Source organism: Micromonospora sp. NBS 11-29 (assembly GCF_002140155.1).
Taxonomy (GTDB): Bacteria; Actinomycetota; Actinomycetes; order Mycobacteriales; family Micromonosporaceae; genus Micromonospora.
Map to the genome: position 1 here is coordinate 287,925 of NZ_NAPR01000017.1, position 21,143 is coordinate 309,067.

A 21,143-nucleotide genomic window follows, 5' to 3' on the forward strand; every position below is an offset into this window, starting at 1 on the left:
GCCGGGCTCGCTGCCGGCCGTGCTCGACTCGCTGGAGGCCGACCACGACTACCTGCTCGACGGCGGCGTGTTCACCCCGGACCTGATCTCCACCTGGGTGGACTGGAAGCGGGCCAACGAGGTCGACCCGGTGCGCCTGCGCCCGACCCCGCACGAGTTCGCGATGTACTTCGACTGCTGAGCACGCTCGTCAGCACCGGCCGGGCCGGCTCCGCGATGGCGGAGCNGCGCGCAGCACGGCGGCGCACCAGGGCCCGGACGCCGGCCGCCGCGACCCCCACCACCAGCACGGTCGTCAGCACCGCGCCGGGCGCCTTGGTGAAGCGAGCCAGGTTCGTGCCGTCGGGCAGCGTGAGCACCGAGGCCAGCGCGGCGGGCGCCACGAACCAGACCGTCCGGGCCAGCGGCACCGCCGACACCGCGAGCAGGGCCAGCGGCCAGACCGCGTACCAGGGGTGGAAGACCGGGGCGAGCAGCACGGTGGCGGCCAGCGCCAGGCCGGCGCCGAGCAGCGCCACCCGGGGCCGGGTGTCGGCGTGGCGGCGCAACGCTGTCCACGCCCGCCACCAGAGCGCCACCAGCAGCCCGGCCAGCAGCACCAACGCGACCGTCCGAGCCACCGGCACGGCGTGCGGCCGGCGACCGGCGAGCGCACCGGCGTAGTCGACCACGAAACCGACCGCGGTCGGCGGGGAGGTCCACTGCTGCGAGTCACCGCTGCTACCGATCCCGCCCACCCAGCCCGGCCCGAGACCGGTGGCGAGCGAGACGACCAGCAGGGTGCCGAGGACCGCCACGGTCAGCCGGCCACCGTCGCGCAGCAGCGCCCGCCAGGTGTGCCGGCCGGGCACGGCGGCGAGCGCCGCGAACGGGAGCACCACCACGGCGACCGCCTTCACCGCGACCGCCAGGCCCAGCAGCACCCCGGCCGCCACCAGCGCGCCCGCCGCGCTCGGTCGGCGGACCAGCACCAGCAGCCCGGCCAGGACCAGGCCGAGCGCGAGCGCGTCGTTGTGCGCGCCGGCGATCAGGTGCACCCCGACCAGCGGGCAGGCCAGCACCAGCCAGGCCGTCCGGCGGGTGGGCACCCCGGCGGCCCGGGCCAGGCCGGGCAGGCAGTACGCGGCCAGCAGCACCCCGGCCACCGCGAGCAGCCGGAACAGCACGAGCGCCCCGACCAGGCCACCGCCGGCGAGCACCGCCAGCCCGGCCAGCAGCACGAAGAACGGCCCGTACGGCGCCGGGGTGTCCCGCCAGATCGGCGACACCGAGTCGACCCACGGGCAGCCGGCCTCGGCGACCCCCACCCGGTACGGGCTGTCCCCCCGCGTCCAGGTCCAGCCCTGGCAGACGTACGAGTAGACGTCCCGGCTGCCCAGCGGCGGCGCGGCCAGCAGCGGCAGCGCCCACAGCCCGGCGGTCCGACACGCCCACCGGCCCGACGGGGCGCCCCACCGCAGCGACCACCAGGCGCCCACCAGCAGCACCGTCCCCACCAACCAGCAGCCGAGCGCCGCCGGCCCGTGCGGGGCCTGCCAGAGACCGGCGAGCGTGGTACGCGGCGGGGCGTCGGGCAGCGCCCCGCCCAGCCAGCCGGCGGCGGTGAGCAGGAGCGCCCCGGCGAGACCGGCGTACCGGGCGAGCGGAGCGGCGACCGGCCGCACCGGCGCGTCGGGCTCGCTCACCGGCGCTCTCCTCAGTCGGCTCCTCGCGCGGCGGGGACCGGCCGGCGGGCCGCCCGAACCGACCGTACCAACCGGACCGCCACCACGATCACCAACAGCGTCATCAGCGGCGCCCCGGGCATCTTGGTGTAGCGCGGCAGGCCGGTGCCGTCGGGCAGGATGAGGAACGACGCCACCAGCGCGACCACGACGTACCACCGGTCCCGCACCGGGGCGGTCGCGGCGAGCACGGCCAGCGGCCACGTCCAGTACCAGGGGTGGACCACCGGCGAGAGCGCCACCGTCAGGGCCAGCGCCAGGCCGGCGTAGTAGAGCGGATCACGGGTGCGGGCCCGCCACCAGAGCCACACCAGCAACCCGGCGAGGAGCACCACGGCGATCCCTCGGGTCACCGGCAGCGCGTCGACGTGCAGGCCGAACGGCGCCACGACGTACCCGACGGTCTGGCCCACCGCCGTCGGCGGTGAGGTCCAGGCGACCGCGGCGCCGCCCTGCGACAGGCCGCCGACCCAGCCGAAGTCCAGGCCGCCGGCGACGGTCGCGCCGACGACGGCGGCCACCGCGCCGCCGACCACCCACCCGCCGTCGCGCAGCAGCGTCCGGATCCGGTACGGCCCGACCATCGCCGCCAGCGCGGCGAACGGCACCACGACCAGGGCGGTCACCTTGATCGCCACGGCCACGCCGAGCAGCACCCCGCCCGCCAGCAACGGACCGGGACGACCCGGCCGGGACGCCACCACCGCCAGCCCGGCGACCAGCGCGCCGACCATCAACGCGTCGTTGTGCGGCCCGCCGATCAGGTGCACCGCGACCAGCGGGCAGGCCAGCGCCAGCCACACCGCCCGCTCGGCCGGTACGCCGCAGCGGCGGGCCAGCACCGGCACCGCCCACGCCGTCAGCGCCACCCCGACCAGGGCGAGCAGCCGGAACAGCACGATGCTGGCGGTCAGCGAGCCGGTCGCCTTCACCACCAGACCGGCGACGACCACGAAGAGCGGGCCGTACGGGGCCGGCGTGTCCCGCCAGATGTAGGAGACGGTGTCCAACCACGGGCAGGGCAGGGCGGAGACCCCCTGCTCGTACGGGCTGATCCCGGCCGCGTAGCTGGCGCCCTGGCACGCGTACGCGTAGACGTCCCGACTGCCGAAGGGCGGCGCGAGCAGCAGCGGTGTCAGCCAGAGCCCGGCGGTGACCAGCGCCCACCGCACGGACGGCACCCGGTCCCGCAGCGACCACCACGCCCAGGCCAGCAGCGCGGTGCCGACCAGCCAGGCCAGGACGACCAGCGGGCCGTGCGGCCCCTGCCAGATCTTCACCGGGTTGGTCCGCAGCGGGGCGTCGGCCCGGGCGCCCCCGAGCAGGGCGGCCAGTGCGAGCAGCAGGGCGCCGGCCAGGCCGGTCCAGCGTGACAGGTGGTGGGACACGCCCGCCATGCTGCCAGCCCGGCCCGCCCCACCCGCCGTCAGGATCAACTCACGCGCTCAGCAGTGGTGTCGCGGGACCAGACCGCTGGAGATCGCGAACTCACCCGGGGCGCGCACCCGGACCTCGGTCCACCCGTCCGGCCCGGGTCGCAGGCACCCGCCCGGCCCGGCCAGGGAGAGCCAGCGCGACCATCGGACGCGCACCGGCACGTCACCGGCCCGGTCCACGGTGAACCGCACCCGGGCCTGGTCCGAGGCGACCAACGCGCCCGGCGCGGCCACCAGCGGTGTCGGGTCGGACACCTCGTACAGCCGCCAGTTCGCGTCCCGCCACACCTCGCGCAGGTAGGGCTGACCGGCGAGCACCAGGTCGGCCTCGTCGCGCCCCCACCGGTCCGGCGGCGCGTCGGGCGCGACCGCGACGTACCGGACCGCGGTGCGGCGCAGCCAGTCCGCGTACGCCTGCGGGGTGAGGCCGTCGGCGTAGAAGAGCGCGTTGCGGTCGGTGTCGACCTGCCGTTCCCAGCCGCGCGCCAGCGGGACCGTCGGCGGCAGGTACGCCGACTCCCAGTGGTCGCGCAGCGGCACCACCTCGACCCGGCCCACCGGCTGCCGGCGGGCCAGTTCCTCGGCGAGCGGGCGGTGGAACCCGGCGGCGCTCTCCGGCGGCCCGGCGCGGGTCACGTCGCCGACCATGACCGGGTTCTGCCACCAGAGGGTGGCGGCGAGCAGGCCGGCCAGCCACCGGCCGGGCAGCGGAGCGTACCCGGCGAGCAGCGGCAGCGTGAACAGCATCGGCAGGCGCAGCGCGTTCGAGCCGACCGGGCTGGGCAGGTAGTAGGCGCCGACCAGCAGCAGCACGGTGAGCACCGCGCCGATCCGCAGGGCCCGGCGTCGCCGGGGCAGCACGGCGAACGCCAGCACCGCCAACGCCACGTTGTCCCGCATCGACGCCGCCGAGTAGGGCTGGGTGCCGCCGTTGCCGAACAGCACGGCCATCGGCGCGAGCGCGAGCGCCGGCGCGAGGCAGAGCACCAGGCTCTCGGCCAGCGGACGGTCCGCCCGCCAGCCGAACGCCACCGGCCGGCCCGGCCCGTCGCCCGGGCGCAGCGCGGCCAGCAGCAGCGCCGCGCCGGCCAGCCCGGTGAAGAGCCCGGCGACCGGGCTGGCCCAGGTGGCGGCGGCGGCGAGCAGGGCGGCCAGGGTCAACCGCGCCCACCGGGCGGGCCGCTCGGCGCCGACCGCGCAGAGCGCGAACAACCCGAACGTGAGACCGACGGCGAAGGTGACCCGGCCGCTGGCCAGGTTGCCGACCAGCACCACCGCGCCGAGCACCCCGGCCAGCACCGGCCGGCGGGCCCGGTGCCGGACGAACAGCCAGCCCAGCGCCGCCGCACCCGACACGGCGGCCAGCGCGCCCAAGGGCCGCACCCCGAGCCACGCGCCCAGCCGGGCGGTGAACAGGCTGTAGCCGTACTGGTTCACGCCGGCGTACCAGCCGAGGTCGATCGGCGTGCCGCCGTGCCGGGCGACGAAGTCGGCGCGGGCGACCTGCGCGGCCAGGTCCGTGCCCATCGGCGGGGCGAGCAGGAACGCCACCGAGAGCAGCGCCGCGACCGCGACCGCCGGCAGCCAGCCGGGCAGCGGACGGCGGCCGACCCACCCGGCGGTCCCGGCCGACGCCGGCCGGTCGCGCACGTCAGGCACCGAGGACCCGCTCCATCGCGGCGCGGGCGCGGCGGGCGGTGCGCAGGTATCCGTCGAGGAACTCGCCGGCGTCGTCGTGGCCGAGCAGGCGCACCACGCCGGCCAACTCCACGCCGTGCCGGGGAAGCTGGTCGCCGGCTCGACCGCGGACCAGCATCAACGCGTCGCGGACCTGGGCGGCGAGCGTCCAGCCGGCGGCCAGCTCGGCCGCGTCGTCGGGGTCGAGCAGGCCGGCCTCGCGGGCGGCGGCGAGCGCGTCGAGGGTACGGGTGCCGCGCAGCGCCGGCAGCCGGCCGGCGTGCCGGAGCTGGAGCAGTTGCGCCGCCCACTCGACGTCGGCGAGCCCGCCCCGGCCCAGCTTCGTGTGGGTGGCCGGGTCGGCGCCCCGGGGCAGCCGCTCGGTCTCCACCCGCGCCTTGATCCGGCGAATCTCCACGGTCTGCTCGCGGGTCAGCCCGTCGGCCGGGTAGCGCACCGGCTCGATCATCGCCTCGAACTCCGCGCCCAGGTCGGCGTCGCCGCAGACGAACCGGGCCCGCAGCAGCGCCTGCGCCTCCCACACCTTCGACCAGCGCGCGTAGTACTGGGCGTACGCGCCGAGGCTGCGGACCAGCGGACCCTGCCGGCCCTCCGGTCGCAGGTCGGCGTCGACGCCGAGCGGCGGGTCGGGGGCGGGCGCGGACAACAGCCGGCGCAGCTCCTCGGCGATCGCGTGCGCGGCGGCGCTGGCCTCGCTCTCCGCCACGCCCGGCGGCGGGTCGTGGACGAAGAGCACGTCGGCGTCGGAGAGGTAGTTGGACTCGTACCCGCCGAGGCGGCCCATGCCGATCACGGCGAACCGCAGGCCCGGCGGCCCGGGCTGGGCGGCCCGGGCGGCGCGCAGCGCGGCGGTCAACGTGGCGTCGGTGACGTGGGACAGGGCGGCGCCGACCGCGCTCACGTCCACCACCGTGGGCCGGCGTGCCCCACCGCCCACCGGGCGCGGCGTGAGCGGGGCGAGCGCCCCGGCGCGGCTGAGCACGTCGGCGGCGGCGATCCGGACCAGCTCGCGGCGGCGCAGCGCGCGGACCGCCCGGGTGGCCTCCACCGGGTCGTCGTGCCGGGCGGCCGCCGCGACGAAGCCCTCGACCAGGGTCTGCAGGGGACGCGGGGTCAGCTCGCTGTCCTCGGCCAGCAGCCGCAGCGCCTCCGGCTCGCGGGCCAGCAGGTCGGCGGCGTACCGGGAGGAGGAGAGCACCCGGGCCAGCCGGCGCGCGACCGGGCCGGAGTCGCGCAGCAGGCGTAGATACCACGGGGTGCTGCCGAGCTTGTCCGAGACCTGCCGGTAGTTGAGCAGCCCCCGGTCGGGCTCGGGGGCGTCGGCGAACTCGTCGAGCAGCACCGGCAGCAGCGTGCGCTGGATGGCGGCGGTGCGGCTGACCCCGCCGGTGAGCGCCTCAAGGTGCCGCAGCGCGCCGGCCGGGTCGGCGAAACCGAGCACCTCCAGCCGGTGCCGGGCCGCCTGCGGGGTGAGCCGCAGCCCCTCCGCCGGCACCCGGGCCACCGACTCCAGCAGCGGCCGGTAGAGCAGTTTGGCGTGCAGCCGGCGTACCTCGGTGGCGTGGGTGACCCAGTCGGCGCGGAACCCCTCGACGGCGCTGCGGCCCGGCGTGGCCGCGTAGCCGAGCGCGGCGGCGAGCCATCGCAACGCGGCCGGCTCGGTCGGCACGGTGTGCGTCCGGCGCAGGCCCTGGAGCTGGAGCCGGTGCTCGACGGCGCGCAGGAAGCGGTAGCCGCGCAGCAGCGCCTCGCCGTCGGCACGGCCGACGTAGCCGCCGGTGACCAACGCCCGCAGTGCCGGGACGGTGCCCGGCACCCGCAGCGCCTCGTCGCCGCGACCGTGCACGAGCTGGAGGAGCTGGACGGCGAACTCGATGTCGCGCAGCCCGCCCGGCCCGCGCTTGATCTCGCGTTCCAGCTCCCTCGGCGGCACGTTGTCGAGGATCTTTCGGCGCATGGCGCGGACGTCCTCGACCGCTTCCGGCCGCTCGGCGGCGGTCCAGACCAGCGGGGCGAGCGCCGTGATCCACTCCCGGGCCAACTCCAGGTCGCCGGCCGCCGGACGGGCCTTGAGCAGCGCCTGGAACTCCCAGGTGCGGGCCCAGCGGCGGTAGTAGGCCAGGTGGCTGGCGAGCGTGCGGACCAGCGGACCCCGGTTGCCCTCGGGCCGCAACGCGGCGTCGACCGGCCAGGCGACCAGCCCGCAGATGTGGATCAGCCGGGTGGCGACCTGGGTGGCGGCGGTCAGGTCGTCGTCGCCGGCGGCCACGAAGATGACGTCGACGTCGGAGACGTAGTTCAGCTCGTCGCCCCCGCACTTGCCCATCGCCACCACCGCCAGCCGGGGCCGGGGCGTGCCCTCGGGCAGCTCGTCGAGGGCGATGTCGTAGGCGGTGGCGAGGGTGGCGTCGGCGAGCCCGGAGAGCGCCGCCATGGTCTGCTCCAGGCCGCGCCCGCCGGTCAGGTCGGCCGCCGCGATCCGCANCGCGCCGGTGAGCGTGGTCAGCTTGGCGGCGGCGGCCAGGTCGAGCCGCCCGTCGGCGGTCGGCGCGAGCCCGTCCGGCTCGGTGGCCAGCACCGCCCACTGCCCCGGGTTGGCCACGAGGTGGTCGCCGAGCGCCGAGGAGGCCCCGAGCACCGCGACCAGCCGGCGACGCAGGCCGGGGTCGTGCGCCAGGCCGTCCAGGACCGCGGTCTCGTCGCCGTGACGCCGCTCGGCCTCGACCAGCCGGTGGAGCTGACGTAGTGCCAGGTCCGGGTCGGCGGCGCGGGACAACGCGGTGAGCAGTTCGGCGGCGCGCTCGTCGACCGGCTCCTGCACGTCCGGCCGCCACAGGGCGAGCCCGTCCGGGCCGAGCAGGTCGACGGCGCGGGTGGCGCCGTCGCCCTCGGCGAAGCCGTAGCGCGCCAGGCGCCCGTGGGCCGGCCGGGTCATCTCACGCCCCGAGCAGCGGGAGGTTGCGGCGGGTGCGGTCGTCGTCGAGGTCGCCGAGGGCGAGCGCGGCGAACCGGATCGCGAACGGCTGCCAGGCCTCCTCGACGTCGGCCATCACCCGGTCGCAGGCGGCCACCACCAGCTCCGGGTCGTAACCCAGCTCGGCCAGCGTGACCGAGTCGCGGGACCAGTCGGCGATCATCTCGGTGTCGCACTCGATGTGGAACTGCAACCCCCAGGCCCGGTCGCCGAGGCGGAACGCCTGGTGCGGATAGCGGGTGGAGGCGGCGAGCAGCGTCGCGCCGTGCGGCAGCTCGGTGATCTCGTCGGCGTGCCACTGGAGCACGTCCGGCATCAACGGCACGTACCGGAAGAGCGGATCGTGCTCGGCGGCGTCGCGCCGGCCCACCACGCTCGGCCCGACCTCCGGGCCGGACGGGCTGCGCTCGACCCGGCCGGCGTGCGCGGTGGCGAGCAACTGCGCCCCCAGGCAGATCGCCAACGTGGGCACCCGCCCCCGGACCGCCTTGCGCAGCAGCCCCTCCAGCGCCGGAAACCAGGGCGCGCCGGGGCCGGCGTCGGGCAGCGGGTAGGCCTGCTGGTCGCCGCCGAGCACCACCAGCGCGGCATAGCCGGTCAGGTCGCCGGGGAGCGCGTCGCCGGCGTGCGGGCGCAGGACGTGCAGCTCCAGGCCCCCCTCGGTGAGCCACTCCCCCAGTCGGCGGAGGTCGTCGGTCGGGTCGTTCTCGATCACCAGCGCGGTCGCCACGACGTCGAGGCTAGTCGGTACGCCCGACACCGTACGGTCCGGCTCGGCCGCACTAGGCTCGCCGTCGTGCCCACCGACGACTGCCTGCGCCCACCGGCCCTGCGTCCCGGCGACGCGGTGATGTTGGTGTCGCCGTCCGGACCGACCCGTCCCGAACGGGTGGCCCGCGGCATCGAGCTGCTCACCGGCTGGGGGCTGCGGCCGGTGCCCGCGCCGAACGCGTACGCCCGGCGGGGTTACCTGGCTGGTGACGACGCGCTGCGGGCCGCGGACCTGAACGCCGCGTTCGCCGACCCGGAGATCCGCGGGGTGATCTGCACCCGGGGCGGCTACGGCGCGCAGCGGGTGGTCGACTCGATCGACATGGTGGCGGTACGCCGCGACCCGAAGGTGGTGGCCGGGTTCTCCGACATCACCGCGTTGCAGTTCGCGCTCTGGCGGGGCGCCCGCCTGGCCGGGGTGCACGGTCCGGGCGCCGCTTGGCGGGACGAGCGCACCCCGCTGCGCTCGGCCGAGTCGCTGCACGCCGCGTTGACGACCACCGAGCCGGTGACCGTGGCGGCGGTCGAGGCGGAGGAGACGTACCCGGTGCGGGTGCCCGGACGCGCCGAGGGCCGGCTGATCGGCGGCAACCTGTGCCTGATCACCGCGTCCATCGGCACCCCGGACATGCCCGACCTGACCGGGGCGATCCTGCTGGTCGAGGAGGTGCAGGAGCCGCCGTACAAGATCGACCGGATGCTCACCCACCTGCGCCGCTGCGGCGCGCTGGACGGCATCGCCGGGGTGGCGGTCGGCCAGTTCACCGACTGCGCCGACGGCTGGGACACCACGGTCTGCGAGGTACTCACCGACCGCCTGGGCACCCTGGGCGTGCCCATCCTGGGCGGCCTCCCCATCGGCCACGGCCCGAACCAGCTCACCGTCCCCATCAACACCCCCGCCGTCCTCAACACCACCACCGGCACCCTGACCATCACCCCCGCCGTCCGGGCCTCTCCGCGTTGACCATGAAGTTGGCGGCAGCGTAGAGATCCACAACTGCCGCCAACTTCATGATCGACGGGATGAACGGGGGGCGCGGGTGGGATTGCCAGGTGGCTGACAGGTTCGGCATGGGTTTTACCCAGGGTCGGCGGTCACTGTCGGTCACGTCACGCATCCCACCGAACAGGAGAACCGCATGATCCGCACGACGAGGAAGCACCTGCTGGTCGGCCNGACGGCGGCCCGAGCCCGTCCCCGAGTGTCAGCACCGACCGGGGCGCCGAGCGCCACGCGGACCGGCAGGCCGCGTTCGCCGAGGCGCTCGCCGACGAGCTGGGTGTGCCGGCCGACAAGGTCACCGCGGCGCTGGAGAAGCTGCGCGAGCAGCGGCAGGCCGACCGGCCGGAACGCCCCACGCCGCCGTCGGCGCAGGACCGGCAGGCCGCCCTGAAGGAGCGGCTGGCCCAGGCCGTCAAGGACGGCAAGCTGACCCAGGAGCAGGCCGACGCGGTGCTCAAGGCCGCCGAGGCCGGCGTGTTCCCGGGCCGGGCCGGCGGGTTCCCCGGCCACCAGGGCTGGCACGGCAAGGCCGACCAGGGCAGCAAGGCCGACCAGGGCGGCAACTGACCCGGTGGCCCCGTCACCCCTCGCCGGTCGCACCTCCCTCCCGACCGGCCCCGGCGGGGCCACCCACCCCTGATCCCCGGCGGGGTGGCGGCGGCCGGCACGTCCNCCTTGCCCGCCGCTGCTTCACTGTGCTCGGTCACCACCAGCGCGCCGACGGTGGACGGGGCACCAGATGGACCTGATCTTCGGCAGCATCGAGCGGGCCTTCGACCTGCTCCGGCAACGCGTGCCGTGGCTCGGGCTGCTGCTCGCGACGCTCGGCTGGCTGGCCGCCACGGCAGCCTTCGTCTGGTACACCCGACTGGGCTCGTCCGGTGAGGCGTCGCAGGCCGTGCAGTGGTCGTCGATCGCCTTCCTCGTGTCCCCGCCCCTCCTACTGCTGCTGATCGTCGGCATCCGCGGGATCGCCGGCGTACCCCCGGTGGCGTGGCCGCTGGGCTTCACGTCCCTGACGGTGGTCAGCGTCGTGTTCGGGGTCGTCTACGCGGGCAGCCGCCACAGCGGCGGGTACGGCTGGGTGGCCTCGCTGTGGAGCTTCCTCTACGTCCAGATGTTCGCGGTCGTCGTCGCCAGCGTCGACGAGCTGGTGCGACGGCGACGCCACGGTCCGGGCGGCCACCGGCACCCCGACGACGAACGCCGCGCCCGCCGCCGCCTGCTCCAGGTGAAGCTGCTGACCGCCGCCGTCGGCCTGGTCGTCGTCCTGCGCCACCTCCGGCCGGACGGCTTCCTCGACCGGCTCGGTGAGACCGGTGACCTGCCCCTCGGCGACTCCGGCGTACGGGTCGCCGACATCGCCGTCCTGCTCGTCCCGCTGCTGGGGCTGGCGCTGTTCGTCCGGCACCGCTGGACGGCCCGGGTGGCCGCGCTCGCCACCGCCCTCACCGTCGCGCTCGCGCTGTTCGCGCTGCCCGCGCGGCAGCGCGCCGACACCGCACTGCAGTACTGGTGGCTGGTCACCACGGTGCTCTACCTGCTGCTCAAGGCCGCCAACCGGCCGTACTGGGCGGCGTGGCCGCGCCCGGCCCCCGCCCCACCCGAAATCCCACCTGCCCAGGCCACGCGGCCGGACCGCACCGCCGCCGACCTCGGGTGGATCGCCGCCTCCGTGCTGGTGACCGTCCTGTCCTGTTGCGGCGCGGGTTAGCCCCGAGGGTTCGGGTGCGGTTGTCGTCGTCAGGGCGACCACAACCGCACCCAAAGCGCGCTCAGCCCTCGGCCGGTGGGGTGAAGACGCCGAGCAGGTTGCCGGACGGGTCACGCAGTCGGGCGTGGGTCAGGCCGGTCGGGGCGGTCACCGGCGACGCGACCACCGTGCCGCCGGCCGCCTCGGCCCGCCGGCAGGTCTCCGCCACGTCCGCCACCTGGGCGTAGAAGATCGCGTAGTTGTCGGCGTCGGAGTCGGTGCCCCGGATCGCGCCGCCGATCCCCCGCTCACCGCCGGCCGCCGTCTGCCGGTACGACCGGCCGGGGCCGCCCTGCTCCTCGAAGCTCCAGCCGAACAGGTCGGCGTAGAACCGCTGCGCTTCGTCCGGCCGGTCGGAGCCGATCTCGAACCAGGTCACCGGCGTGCTGGACATGCTGTCTCCTCACCGCGCCGGCCGGTCGGCCGGCGTCGTCAGGAACCAGCGTCGGGGGTGTCCGCGACAGCGTCCTGTCGGTGTTTCGACGGCAGATTCGCCGGGTCGTTGACCAGCGGAACCAGCCGGCGCACCAGGTCAGGCCGCCGCTCGCCGTACTGCCGGACGAAGCCCTGGACATACGACGGCGCGACCAGCACCGTCGCCACCCCGGTCTCGTGCAGCCGAACGAGCACGTCCGGGATGACCTCATCCGCTATGACGTAGTCCGGCGTGGGCCCCTTCGTGACCTCCTCGACGACTGCGGCGAGTCGCTGGTCCACCCCCCGATCTGCGCCGAGAACCCGGTGCACGCAACGCATCATCGTCGACGTGACCTCCCGACAGTCGGAGAGGCCGAGCCGGCGCACGGCCTCCACCACCTCCACCACCACCTCGGCGGATGCCTCGTCGTCGCCGGCCACCCGGTCGAGCAGCAGGCGCACGAAGGCGATCCGGTCCCATCTGGGGAGCACGTCCTCAGCGCGCTCGGCCAGGAACACACAGCGCAGGTACACCCGCCGCCGCTCCTCCTGCGACGCCGACCGCAACGGCAGCAGCCACGCCTCCAGCAGCGCGTGCGCGGCGGACGAGGAGCCGCCCGATTTCGGCCCGTCGATCACGGCCAGTGCCGTGGCCAGCTTGTCGAACATCGGCTCCAACGCACCGGCCAGCACCGCCCCGTCGACGTCACAGGCGAGGTGGGCGGCGCGGCGGACCCGGGTCAGCAGCTCGGCCGGCAGGCCGACGGGTGACCCCGGCGGCAGGCCGAGCGCCCACAGCGGGTCGGCGTCCGGCGGCACCGCGAGCAGCCCGTAACCCAGCCGCAGTCGGACGTCCCGGTCCGGCCCCGACCCGAGCCGGTCCAGGGACAGCAGATCGCTGAGCCCCTGCCACTCCTCCGGTGACAGTTGGGAGCGCCACAACCCCACCTGGGCCCGCCACTCGGCCACCGGGTCCTCCGGGAACAGCGTCCGGCCGTCGGTCTCCCCCGCCGCCGCCAGGATCAACAGCAACAGGTTCGCCGTGTACGCGGCGCACCGGGCGGGCTCCCGCAGGCGACGGGGGCGGTAGTCGTCGAAGCGGCGGCTGCCGGTCGCGTAGGGCGCGGCCCGGAACAACCGCACCAGCAGATCGGCCCAGGCCGCGCGGTCGGGATCGGCGCGCAGCCTCTCCTCGATGAAGCCGAGCACGGTGACCCGGCTGCTGAGCACCGCGTACGAGAGCAGGGCGTGCAGCAGGTGGTCCTCGACCGGCTCGGCGGTCAGCGTGAGGCTGGCCGCGCCGCGCCGCCTGACCAGGTCGTCGACCACCTGCACGGTGAGTCGGGCCACCAGGTACTCGCCGAACGTGGCGTGCAGGAACTCGTACGTCTCGCGGTGCCGCGTCTCGTCACCGGCCCGGGCGCGGTGGATGAAGAAGAACCGGCCCAGCACCACCTCGGCCGGGGCCAGCGGGGCGCGCAGCCCGTCGCGTCGACCCGACGCCGACCCGCCGAACGGCAGCGCGGCCAGGTCGGCGTCCAGGTCGGCGGCGCTCACCCACTGCGCGCCCCGGTTGAACATCGCGAAGGCCACCACGGCCAACCGGCACAGCTCCTCCTCGACCGCCCGGTCCAGCTCCGGCTCGGGCAGGCCGGCGCGTTGCTTGACCACCTCCCGCCGGGCGAAGCGGCGCAGCAGCCGCTCGTACAGCTCGCCACGGCGCAGTTCGCCGGCCTGGCGCAGGTCGCGCCCCTCGGCGTCGTAGAGGGCCAGCATCAGCAGCAGCAGCGGCTGCTCGGCGAGCTCCCGGTGCGACAGCACCGTGGCCGGGTCGAGCGGCCGGGCACCCGGCACCCGGAACGCCGCGGCGTTGACCCGGTTCCAGGTCCGCACCCAGGCGTCGACGCGGCTCTCGTCGAACGGTTCCAGCCGCACCGCGACCGTGCCGGGCGGCGGCTGGGCGCGGTCGGCAACGCTGGTCCGGCTGGTCACCACCACCGCCACCGGTCGACCCTGGTCGGCCTCCCGCCGTTGGAACTCGGCCACCCGCCGCAGGTAGTCGGTCTGGCTGACGCCGGTGGCCTGTAACAGCTCGTCGAAACCGTCGAGCAGCACCACCGGCAGCGCGTCGCCGGCCGAGCGGGACAGCGCCGGCCACTCGACGCGTTCGCCGGTGTCCTGCCGCACCGCCTGCTCGATCTGCTCCTGGATGTCGCCGGCCGCGTAGACGTCGCGGAGCACCACCCGGACCACCAGGAAGTCGGCGGCGGGCAGTCGGGCGGCGACGACCCGGGTGAGCACCGACTTGCCCGAGCCGGGCTGCCCGAGCACCAGCAACGGTGCCCGGACCGCCCCGGACGAGGTGAAGTGCACGACCAGCGCCTGCCACAGGTCGTCGCGGTCCGGCCGGTCGGCCCACCAGCTCTCGTCGCTGGGCCGCGCGGCGGCGTCCAGGTCGGCGATCCGGCACAGCGGCGGCACGTACGCCTCACCGAGCGTCGGCACGGTCAGCCCGGCCGGCACGTCGCCGGAGGCGATGATCGGCCGGGCCAGCTCGGCGGTGTACGCGGCGGCGAGGCCGGCCCGCCGCCCGTCCGGAGCCGACCCGGTGGACAGCTCGGCCAGGGCCCGGTGCAGGTCGGCCAGGCCCAACGACAGCCGGCGGACCTCGACCCGGGTGGCCTCGTGCTCGTGCAGGCCGATCCAGAAGGACACCTCGGGGAAGTCCACGGCGAGCCGGTGCAGCAGGGCGACGTACCGGTCGACGGCGGCGGCGGGCAGACCGGCGAGGGCCCGCTCGGTGGCCCGCCAGCCCGCGTCGGTGAGTTCGTCGCCGGCTCTCAGCCCGCCGAGGAAGAACAGGAACCGCAGCTCCACCTGCGCGTACCAGTCGACGAGCGCCGACCGCAGCGCCGGCTGGGGCAGGTGCGGGCCGGGCACCGGCGCGACGGTGGCGAACAGCGCGTGGGTGAGGTCGTCGGCGATGTGCTGGACGCTCGCCAGATGTAGCTGGTCGGCCCGGTCGATCGCCAGCTCCCCGAGGTCGAACGGCAGGTCGAGGCCGTCGAGCGCCTCGAAGCACGCGGTCACCGCGATCACCGCGTGCGCCGCCTCCAGGNCAACTCGTGGCCGAGCCGGACGAACTCGGCCTTGGCGTCGAAGAGGCCGAGCAGCGCCGGCACCGGCACCGACGCGGCCAGCAGCGCGCCCCCGGTCAGCTTGTCGAACCAGTCGACGACCTTGCTCTTCTCGCCGCCGAGCAGGCGGACGGCGTCGGCGTAGCTGAGCGTGTCGGGCACGCGCGTTCCTCCCCGGGGACGGCAGACCCACCAGGATCGCGGACGCGGGCAACCGCCCGCAGTCGGGTTTCAGACCAGGCTGAGCGGGCGCACCCGGTCGGGCGGCAGGTCGAGGTCGCCGGGGTGCAGCTCGCGGGTCACCGGCTCGGCCAGCGGGTGCACCGAGCGGATCCGGTCGGTGCGGAAGCAACGCACGCCGTCGCGCAGCCGGCACCAGGCGACCAGGTACCAGTGCGTCGAGTTGCCCAGGTAGGCCAGCGGCTCCACGTCCCGCAGCGAATCGGTGCCGTCGCGGTCGGCGTACCCCAGGCGCAGCACCCGCCCGGCGGCGACCGCACCGGCGACGGCGGCCGGGACGGGCGTGCCCGGCCCGTCGCCGACCAGGTGCACCCGGCCGGCGAGCCGGTGCGCCTCGACCACCGCGACGGTCGGCATCACCGCGACCAGCTTGCGCAGCGCGGCCCCGGCAGCCGGGGCGAACGGAGAGCCGCCCAGCCGGTGCAGCGCGACGGCCATCGCCACCGCCTCGGCCGGCGTCAGGTTGACCGGCGGCAGCGTGCGCGCCCGGTCGACCACGTAACCGCCGGTGCGGCCCGGCTCGGCCCAGATCGGCACGCCGGCGCCCTGGAGTGCGGTGATGTCGCGCTCGACCGTGCGGGTGCTGACCTCGAAGCGCCGGGCCAGCCAGCGTGCGCTGCGCGGGCGCGGCGACACCGCGCGCAACTCCTCCACCAGGGCGTCGAGACGGTCGGTGCGGTTCACCCCCGGACGCTAACCCGGGGGTACGACAGCCGTCAGGCGATGCAGGCGCAGACGATCAGCGCGGCGCCGAAGTGGGTGGCGGCGCTGACCCGGGCCGCCGGATGCGGTTCGTCGGCGGCGATGACGTCGCCGAGGCGGCCGGGGGTGAGCAGGTCGAGCACCAGGAACGCCAGCGCCATCACCAGCAGGCCGACCAGCCCGAAGACCACCGTGGAGGCCAGGCCCTTGGTGAACGAGCTGTAGCTGGTCAGCACCGCGGTGAAGACGATGCCGGCGATGCCGAGCTGGTTGGCGGCGAGCAGCAGCGCGGCGTTGCCGTTGCGGCGGACCCAGATCAGCTCGCGCAGCCGGCCCGGGGTGAGCAGGTCGACCAGCAGGAAGCCGGCGGCCATCAACCCCACCCCGACGACCCCGAACACGATGCTCTGCCACGCCCCGTCGAGCAGGTCTCCCAGCACCGAACGCCCTCCCCGGCCTCGCCCGCCCGGCGCGGATGCCGGTGCGGTGCCGCAGACGATAGCGGCACCGCACCAACCCGATCTAGAGCGAGAGGTAGCGCTGGCGCTCGTAGGGGGTGACCTCGCGGCGGTACTGCTCCCACTCGGCCCGCTTGTTGCGCAGGAAGAAGTCGAAGACGTGCTCACCGAGCACCTCGGCGACCAGCTCCGAACCGGCCATCACGTCGATCGCCTCGGACAGGTTCTCCGGCAACGCCTCGTAGCCCATCGCGCGGCGCTCGGCGCTGCTCAACGACCAGACGTCGTCCTCCGCGCCCGGGGGCAGCTCGTAGCCCTCCTCGATGCCCTTCAGGCCGGCGCCGAGCATCACCGCGAACGCGAGGTAGGGGTTGGTCGCCGAGTCCAGCGACCGGACCTCCACCCGGNACCCCAGCAGACGTACGCCGGGCTCTCGGTGATGCGGTCCGGCAGCGCCTGCGGGAACAGCCGCTTGTAGGAGTTGACCCACTGGTTGGTGACCGCGGTGTACTCCCGGGCGTGGGTGAGCAGCCCGGCGATGAAGGACTTGGCGACCTTGGACAGCTTCATCGGGTCGCCCGCGTCGTGGAAGGCGTTGCGCTCGCCCTCGAACAGCGACAGGTGGGTGTGCATGCCGTTGCCCGGCTGGTCGGTGAACGGCTTCGGCATGAAGCTGGCCTGCACCCCGGTGGAGAGCGCCACCTCCTTCACGACGTGCCGGAACGTCATGATGTTGTCGGCGGTGGTGAGCGCGTCGGCGTAGCGCAGGTCGATCTCCTGCTGGCCGGGGGCCACCTCGTGGTGGCTGAACTCCACCGAGATGCCGATCCGTTCCAGTGCCAGCACCGCCTGGCGGCGGAAGTCACGCGCCACCGCGTGCGTGGTGTGCTCGAAGTAGCCGCCGGTGTCCACCGGGGTGGGCACCGAGCCGTCCTGCGGACCGTTCTCCAGCAGGAAGAACTCGATCTCCGGGTGGGTGTAGAAGGTGAAGCCCTTGTCGGCCGCGCGGGAGAGCATCCGGCGCAGCACATGCCTCGGGTCGGCCCAGGAGGGGCTGCCGTCGGGCAGCAGGATGTCGCAGAACATCCGCGCGCTCTCGCCGCTGACCCCGCCCTCGAACGGGAACACCTGGAACGTGGTCGGATCGGGCATGGCCACCATGTCCGACTCGAAGACCCGGGCGAACCCCTCGATCGCGGAGCCGTCGAAGCCGATGCCCTCCTCGAAGGCCGACTCCAGCTCCGCCGGGGCCACCGAGACGCTCTTCAGCGTGCCGAGCACGTCGGTGAACCACAGCCGGACGAAACGGATGTCCCGCTCCTCCAGCGTACGGAGGACGAACTCCTGCTGACGGTCCACATCCACCCCTCGTGACACATACGTCCTGCACCGATCGGGCCGGACCGGCTGACCGCCCAGTCTCCATCGGCCCCGTTACGCAGACGTTACGCCCTAACCTGGCGCTGCGCCCCGCCGTGTCCCGCAGCGGGAGACGCCGGCCCGTGGTGGCGGGCGTCTCGCCCGGCCGACCGGATTCACGCGGGACGACTGGGGAAGGATGGGGACATGCCCACCCTGCGTCTCGCCCTGTGCCAGGTCAACCCGACGGTCGGCGACCTCACCGGCAACGCCGACCGGGTCCGCGAGTGGACCCGGAAGGCCGCCGACTCCGGCGCCCAACTCGTCCTCTTCCCGGAGCTGATGGTGACCGGTTACCCGGTCGAGGACCTGGTCTTCCGCCGGTCCTTCGTCGCCGCGTCCCGGGCCGCGCTGCACCGGCTCGCCGCCGACCTGGCCGCCGACGGCCTCGGTGACCTGCCGGTCCTGGTCGGCTACCTGGACGCGGACGGGCCGCCGCAGGTCAGCGCCGACGCCGAGCCGGGCCGGGGGGCCCGCAACGCGGCGGCGCTGCTGCACCGCGGCGAGGTGGCCGCCACCTACTTCAAGCACCACCTGCCCAACTACGGGGTGTTCGACGAGGACCGCTACTTCGTCCCCGGCGACACGCTGACCGTGGTGCGGATCGGCGAGGTGGACGCGGCGCTGACCATCTGCGAGGACCTGTGGCAGGCCGGCGGCCCGTTCGCGGTCGCCCGGCAGGCCGGCGTCGGGCTGGTGCTCAGCATCAACGGCTCGCCGTACGAGCTGAACAAGGACGACGCCCGGCTGCCGCTGGTACGCCGCCGCGCCGCCGAGGCGGGCGCCGCCATCGCGTACGTCAACATGGTCGGCGGTCAGGACGAGCTGGTCTACGACGGCGACTCGCTGATCGTCGACGCCGACGGGACGCTGCTGGCCCGCGCGCCGCAGTTCGTGGAGCACCTGCTCGTGCACGACGTGGAGCTGCCGGCCGCGCCGGCGGCGACCGGTGGCGCGACCGACCTGGCCGACGGGATGCGGCTGGTCCGCCACGAGGTGCCCGCCGTCCCGCCCGCGCCGACCGGGCCGGCGGCGACCGGCGGGATCATCGAGNGTGGCAGGCGCTGGTGCTGGGGCTGCGCGACTACGTCGACAAGAACCGCTTCCCGTCGGTGGTGCTGGGCCTCTCCGGCGGCATCGACTCGGCGGTGGTGGCGGCGCTCGCGGTGGACGCGCTCGGCCCGCGGCGGGTCGTCGGCGTTTCGATGCCCAGCCAGCACTCCTCCGAGCACTCCCGCAGCGACGCGGAGGACCTGGCCAAGCGCACCGGCCTGGACTACCGGATCGAGCCGATCCAGCCCATGGTGGACACCTACCTGGCCAACATGTCGCTGTCCGGGGTGGCGGTGGAGAACCTGCAGGCCCGGGTACGCGGCGTGATCCTGATGGCGCTGTCGAACCAGGAGGGCCACCTGGTGCTCACCACCGGCAACAAGAGCGAGCTGGCGGTCGGCTACTCGACCCTCTACGGCGACTCGGTGGGCGGCTACAACCCGATCAAGGACGTGTGGAAGACGCTGGTCTGGCGGTTGGCGAAGTGGCGCAACGCGGAGGCGGCGCGGCGCGGCGAGACGCCGCCGATCCCGGAGAACTCGATCGGCAAGCCGCCGTCGGCCGAGCTGAGCCCCGGCCAGCTCGACAGCGACACGCTGCCCGACTACGACGTGCTCGACCCGATCCTGATCGGCTACGTCGACGGCGACCTGGGCCGGGACGGCCTGGTCGAGTCCGGCCACGACCCGGCGGTGGTGGACAAGGTGCTGCGGATGGTGGATACCGCCGAGTACAAGCGGCGGCAGTCCGCGCCCGGCACCAAGATCTCCATGAAGGCGTTCGGGCGGGACCGGCGACTGCCGATCACCAACCGCTGGCGCGAGGACGGCTGAGCGCTCCCCGGCCCGCCGGGGAGGGAGTGACATCCTCCACTGCGACCTGCCCCCGCCCGCCGTCCGGTGCGACGATCGGGGGGAACCCGGGGACCGCGTGCGCGGCCTCGAGGAAGGAGATCGTCATGGTGGAGTCCACCCCGACCGAGGTGACCGCCCTGTACGGCGGGCCGGCCACCCGGCGGGTCCGCACCCGCGACCTGATCGCCGCCAAGGAGCGCGGCGAGCGGTGGGCCATGCTCACCTCGTACGACCAGTACACGGCCGCGATCTTCGACCAGGCCGGGATCCCGGTGCTGCTGGTCGGCGACTCGGCGGCGAACAACGTCTTCGGCTACGAGACCACGCTGCCGGTCACCGCCGAGGACCTGCTGCCGCTGGTCCGCGCCGTGGTGCGGGCCACGAGGCACTCGCTGGTCGTCGGCGACCTGCCGTTCGGCTCGTACGAGGAGGGACCGGCGCAGGCGTTGCGCACCGCGGTGCGGTTCATGAAGGAGGGCGGCTGCCACGCGGTGAAGCTGGAGGGCGGCCGGCGCTGCGCCGCCCAGATCGAGGCGATCGTCGGCGCCGGCATCCCGGTGATGGCGCACATCGGCTTCACCCCGCAGAGCGAGCACACGCTCGGCGGCTACCGGGTGCAGGGCCGCGGCGACACCGCCGAGGAGGTGCTCGCCGACGCCCGCGCGGTGGCCGAGGCGGGCGCGTTCGCGGTGGTGCTGGAGATGGTGCCCGGCGAGGTGGCCAAGCGGGTCACCGGCGAGCTGCGCATCCCCACCGTCGGCATCGGCGCCGGCCCGGACACCGACGGGCAGGTGCTGGTCTGGCAGGACATGGCCGGGCTGCGCACCGGGCGCGCGCCGCGCTTCGTGAAGCGCTACGCCGACCTGGCCGGCGCGTTGACCGACGCCACCCGCCGGTTCGCCGACGAGGTACGCGACGGCGAGTTCCCCGCCCCCGAACACACCTTCTGAGGTGTAAGGAGGGGCCCCCTTTTAACGGATTCGGTAGAGGAAGGGGCCCCGCTTAACACCGGCGTGTTAAGCGGGGCCCCTTCCTAACCCACTCCGGGAGCGCGCAGCGCTGAGCCGGGTCAGGCGCGCTCGAACGCGACCCGGCGCTCGGTCGGGTCGGCGACCGTCAGCCGGACCCGCACGCGCTCGCCGAGCGGCAGCTCGCCGGTGCAGCGGGCCCGCACCGGCGGCTCGTCCAGCGCGACCGTGCCGCCGGGCGGCCGGCCGGGGCGGCCGTTGCCCGCCGGCCGGGGCTCGTCCACGTCCAGCACCGCCGCGTCGAACGTCTCCCCCACCCGGTGCGCCAGCAGCACCGCCTCGGCCAGCTCCACCGCGCCCCGGGTGGCCGCGCCCGCGGCCCGGTCGGTCGCGGCCATCACCTCCGGCAGCTTCGGCAGCGCGTCCCGGACGTGCGCGGGCACCTCACGGCCCGCGTGCAGGGCCAGGCAGACCTCCGTGGCGTAGCGGTCGGCGAGCCGCCGCAACGGCGCCGTGACGTGCGCGTACGCGGC

Annotated in this window: 9 protein-coding genes and 9 pseudogenes; 6 read left to right on the forward strand and 12 right to left on the reverse strand. The window is 75.1% G+C overall.

The window, feature by feature from the left end; genetic code table 11:
• Window positions 1-181: pseudogene (locus B1205_RS32110) on the forward strand (glutamine synthetase); the annotation flags it as partial.
• Between the two features lie 46 nt (window positions 182-227).
• Here B1205_RS32110 and mptB (B1205_RS21990) read toward each other — a convergent pair.
• The 6 genes and pseudogenes from mptB (B1205_RS21990) to B1205_RS22010 all read right to left on the reverse strand — a co-directional run.
• Window positions 228-1,685: pseudogene (gene mptB / locus B1205_RS21990) on the reverse strand (polyprenol phosphomannose-dependent alpha 1,6 mannosyltransferase MptB); the annotation flags it as partial.
• A gap of 11 nt (window positions 1,686-1,696) precedes the next feature.
• On the reverse strand, window positions 1,697-3,121 hold the full coding sequence (gene mptB, locus B1205_RS21995; protein WP_089157317.1) for a polyprenol phosphomannose-dependent alpha 1,6 mannosyltransferase MptB: 1,425 nt from the start codon (window positions 3,119-3,121) through the stop codon (window positions 1,697-1,699).
• 48 nt (window positions 3,122-3,169) lie between these two features.
• The gene (locus B1205_RS22000) at window positions 3,170-4,819 is read right to left on the reverse strand and encodes a hypothetical protein (RefSeq protein WP_140158121.1); all 1,650 of its coding nucleotides are present in this window, start codon (window positions 4,817-4,819) and stop codon (window positions 3,170-3,172) included.
• Window positions 4,812-7,535, reverse strand: a pseudogene (locus B1205_RS22005) (bifunctional [glutamine synthetase] adenylyltransferase/[glutamine synthetase]-adenylyl-L-tyrosine phosphorylase); the annotation flags it as partial. The pseudogene B1205_RS22005 and the gene B1205_RS22000, both read right to left, overlap by 8 nt.
• A gap of 30 nt (window positions 7,536-7,565) precedes the next feature.
• A pseudogene (locus B1205_RS33515) lies at window positions 7,566-7,793 on the reverse strand (hypothetical protein); the annotation flags it as partial.
• A 1-nt stretch (window position 7,794) separates the two neighbouring features.
• Complete coding sequence (locus tag B1205_RS22010; RefSeq protein ID WP_089157320.1) at window positions 7,795-8,562, reverse strand: type 1 glutamine amidotransferase; 768 nt, start codon at window positions 8,560-8,562, stop codon at window positions 7,795-7,797.
• Between the two features lie 66 nt (window positions 8,563-8,628).
• Between B1205_RS22010 and B1205_RS22015 the strand changes: the two genes are divergently transcribed.
• The 3 genes and pseudogenes from B1205_RS22015 to B1205_RS22025 all read left to right on the forward strand — a co-directional run bounded on the left by B1205_RS22015 (window position 8,629) and on the right by B1205_RS22025 (window position 11,323).
• Entirely contained in the window at window positions 8,629-9,570 is a 942-nt protein-coding gene (locus B1205_RS22015) for a S66 peptidase family protein (protein WP_089157321.1), read from the forward strand.
• A gap of 222 nt (window positions 9,571-9,792) precedes the next feature.
• Window positions 9,793-10,176: pseudogene (locus tag B1205_RS22020) on the forward strand (hypothetical protein); the annotation flags it as partial.
• A gap of 172 nt (window positions 10,177-10,348) precedes the next feature.
• Window positions 10,349-11,323, forward strand: a complete 975-nt coding sequence (locus B1205_RS22025; RefSeq protein ID WP_089157322.1) for a hypothetical protein — start codon at window positions 10,349-10,351, stop codon at window positions 11,321-11,323.
• Between the two features lie 61 nt (window positions 11,324-11,384).
• Here B1205_RS22025 and B1205_RS22030 read toward each other — a convergent pair whose 3' ends face one another.
• The 5 genes and pseudogenes from B1205_RS22030 to B1205_RS22055 form a co-directional block, all read right to left on the reverse strand.
• On the reverse strand, window positions 11,385-11,756 hold the full coding sequence (locus B1205_RS22030; RefSeq protein ID WP_089157323.1) for a VOC family protein: 372 nt from the start codon (window positions 11,754-11,756) through the stop codon (window positions 11,385-11,387).
• A 38-nt stretch (window positions 11,757-11,794) separates the two neighbouring features.
• Window positions 11,795-15,078 (reverse strand): annotated as a pseudogene (locus B1205_RS22035) (NACHT domain-containing protein).
• Between the two features lie 69 nt (window positions 15,079-15,147).
• Window positions 15,148-15,840 carry a helix-turn-helix transcriptional regulator gene (locus B1205_RS22045; protein WP_089157326.1) on the reverse strand — a complete coding sequence of 231 codons (693 nt, stop codon included), beginning with the start codon at window positions 15,838-15,840 and terminating at the stop codon, window positions 15,148-15,150.
• Window positions 15,841-15,872: 32 nt separating this feature from the next.
• Window positions 15,873-16,298 carry a DUF350 domain-containing protein gene (locus B1205_RS22050; RefSeq protein ID WP_089157327.1) on the reverse strand — a complete coding sequence of 142 codons (426 nt, stop codon included), beginning with the start codon at window positions 16,296-16,298 and terminating at the stop codon, window positions 15,873-15,875.
• An 82-nt stretch (window positions 16,299-16,380) separates the two neighbouring features.
• Window positions 16,381-17,675: pseudogene (locus B1205_RS22055) on the reverse strand (glutamine synthetase family protein).
• A gap of 207 nt (window positions 17,676-17,882) precedes the next feature.
• Between B1205_RS22055 and B1205_RS22060 the strand changes: the two are divergent.
• Together B1205_RS22060 and panB are read left to right on the forward strand one after the other, a co-directional pair.
• Window positions 17,883-19,621 (forward strand): annotated as a pseudogene (locus tag B1205_RS22060) (NAD+ synthase).
• 125 nt (window positions 19,622-19,746) lie between these two features.
• A complete protein-coding gene (gene panB / locus B1205_RS22065; protein WP_089157328.1) occupies window positions 19,747-20,592 on the forward strand; it encodes a 3-methyl-2-oxobutanoate hydroxymethyltransferase in 846 nt (281 codons plus the stop codon).
• A 119-nt stretch (window positions 20,593-20,711) separates the two neighbouring features.
• Here the strand turns inward: panB and B1205_RS32115 are convergent.
• Window positions 20,712-21,143, reverse strand: a pseudogene (locus B1205_RS32115) (RNB domain-containing ribonuclease); the annotation flags it as partial.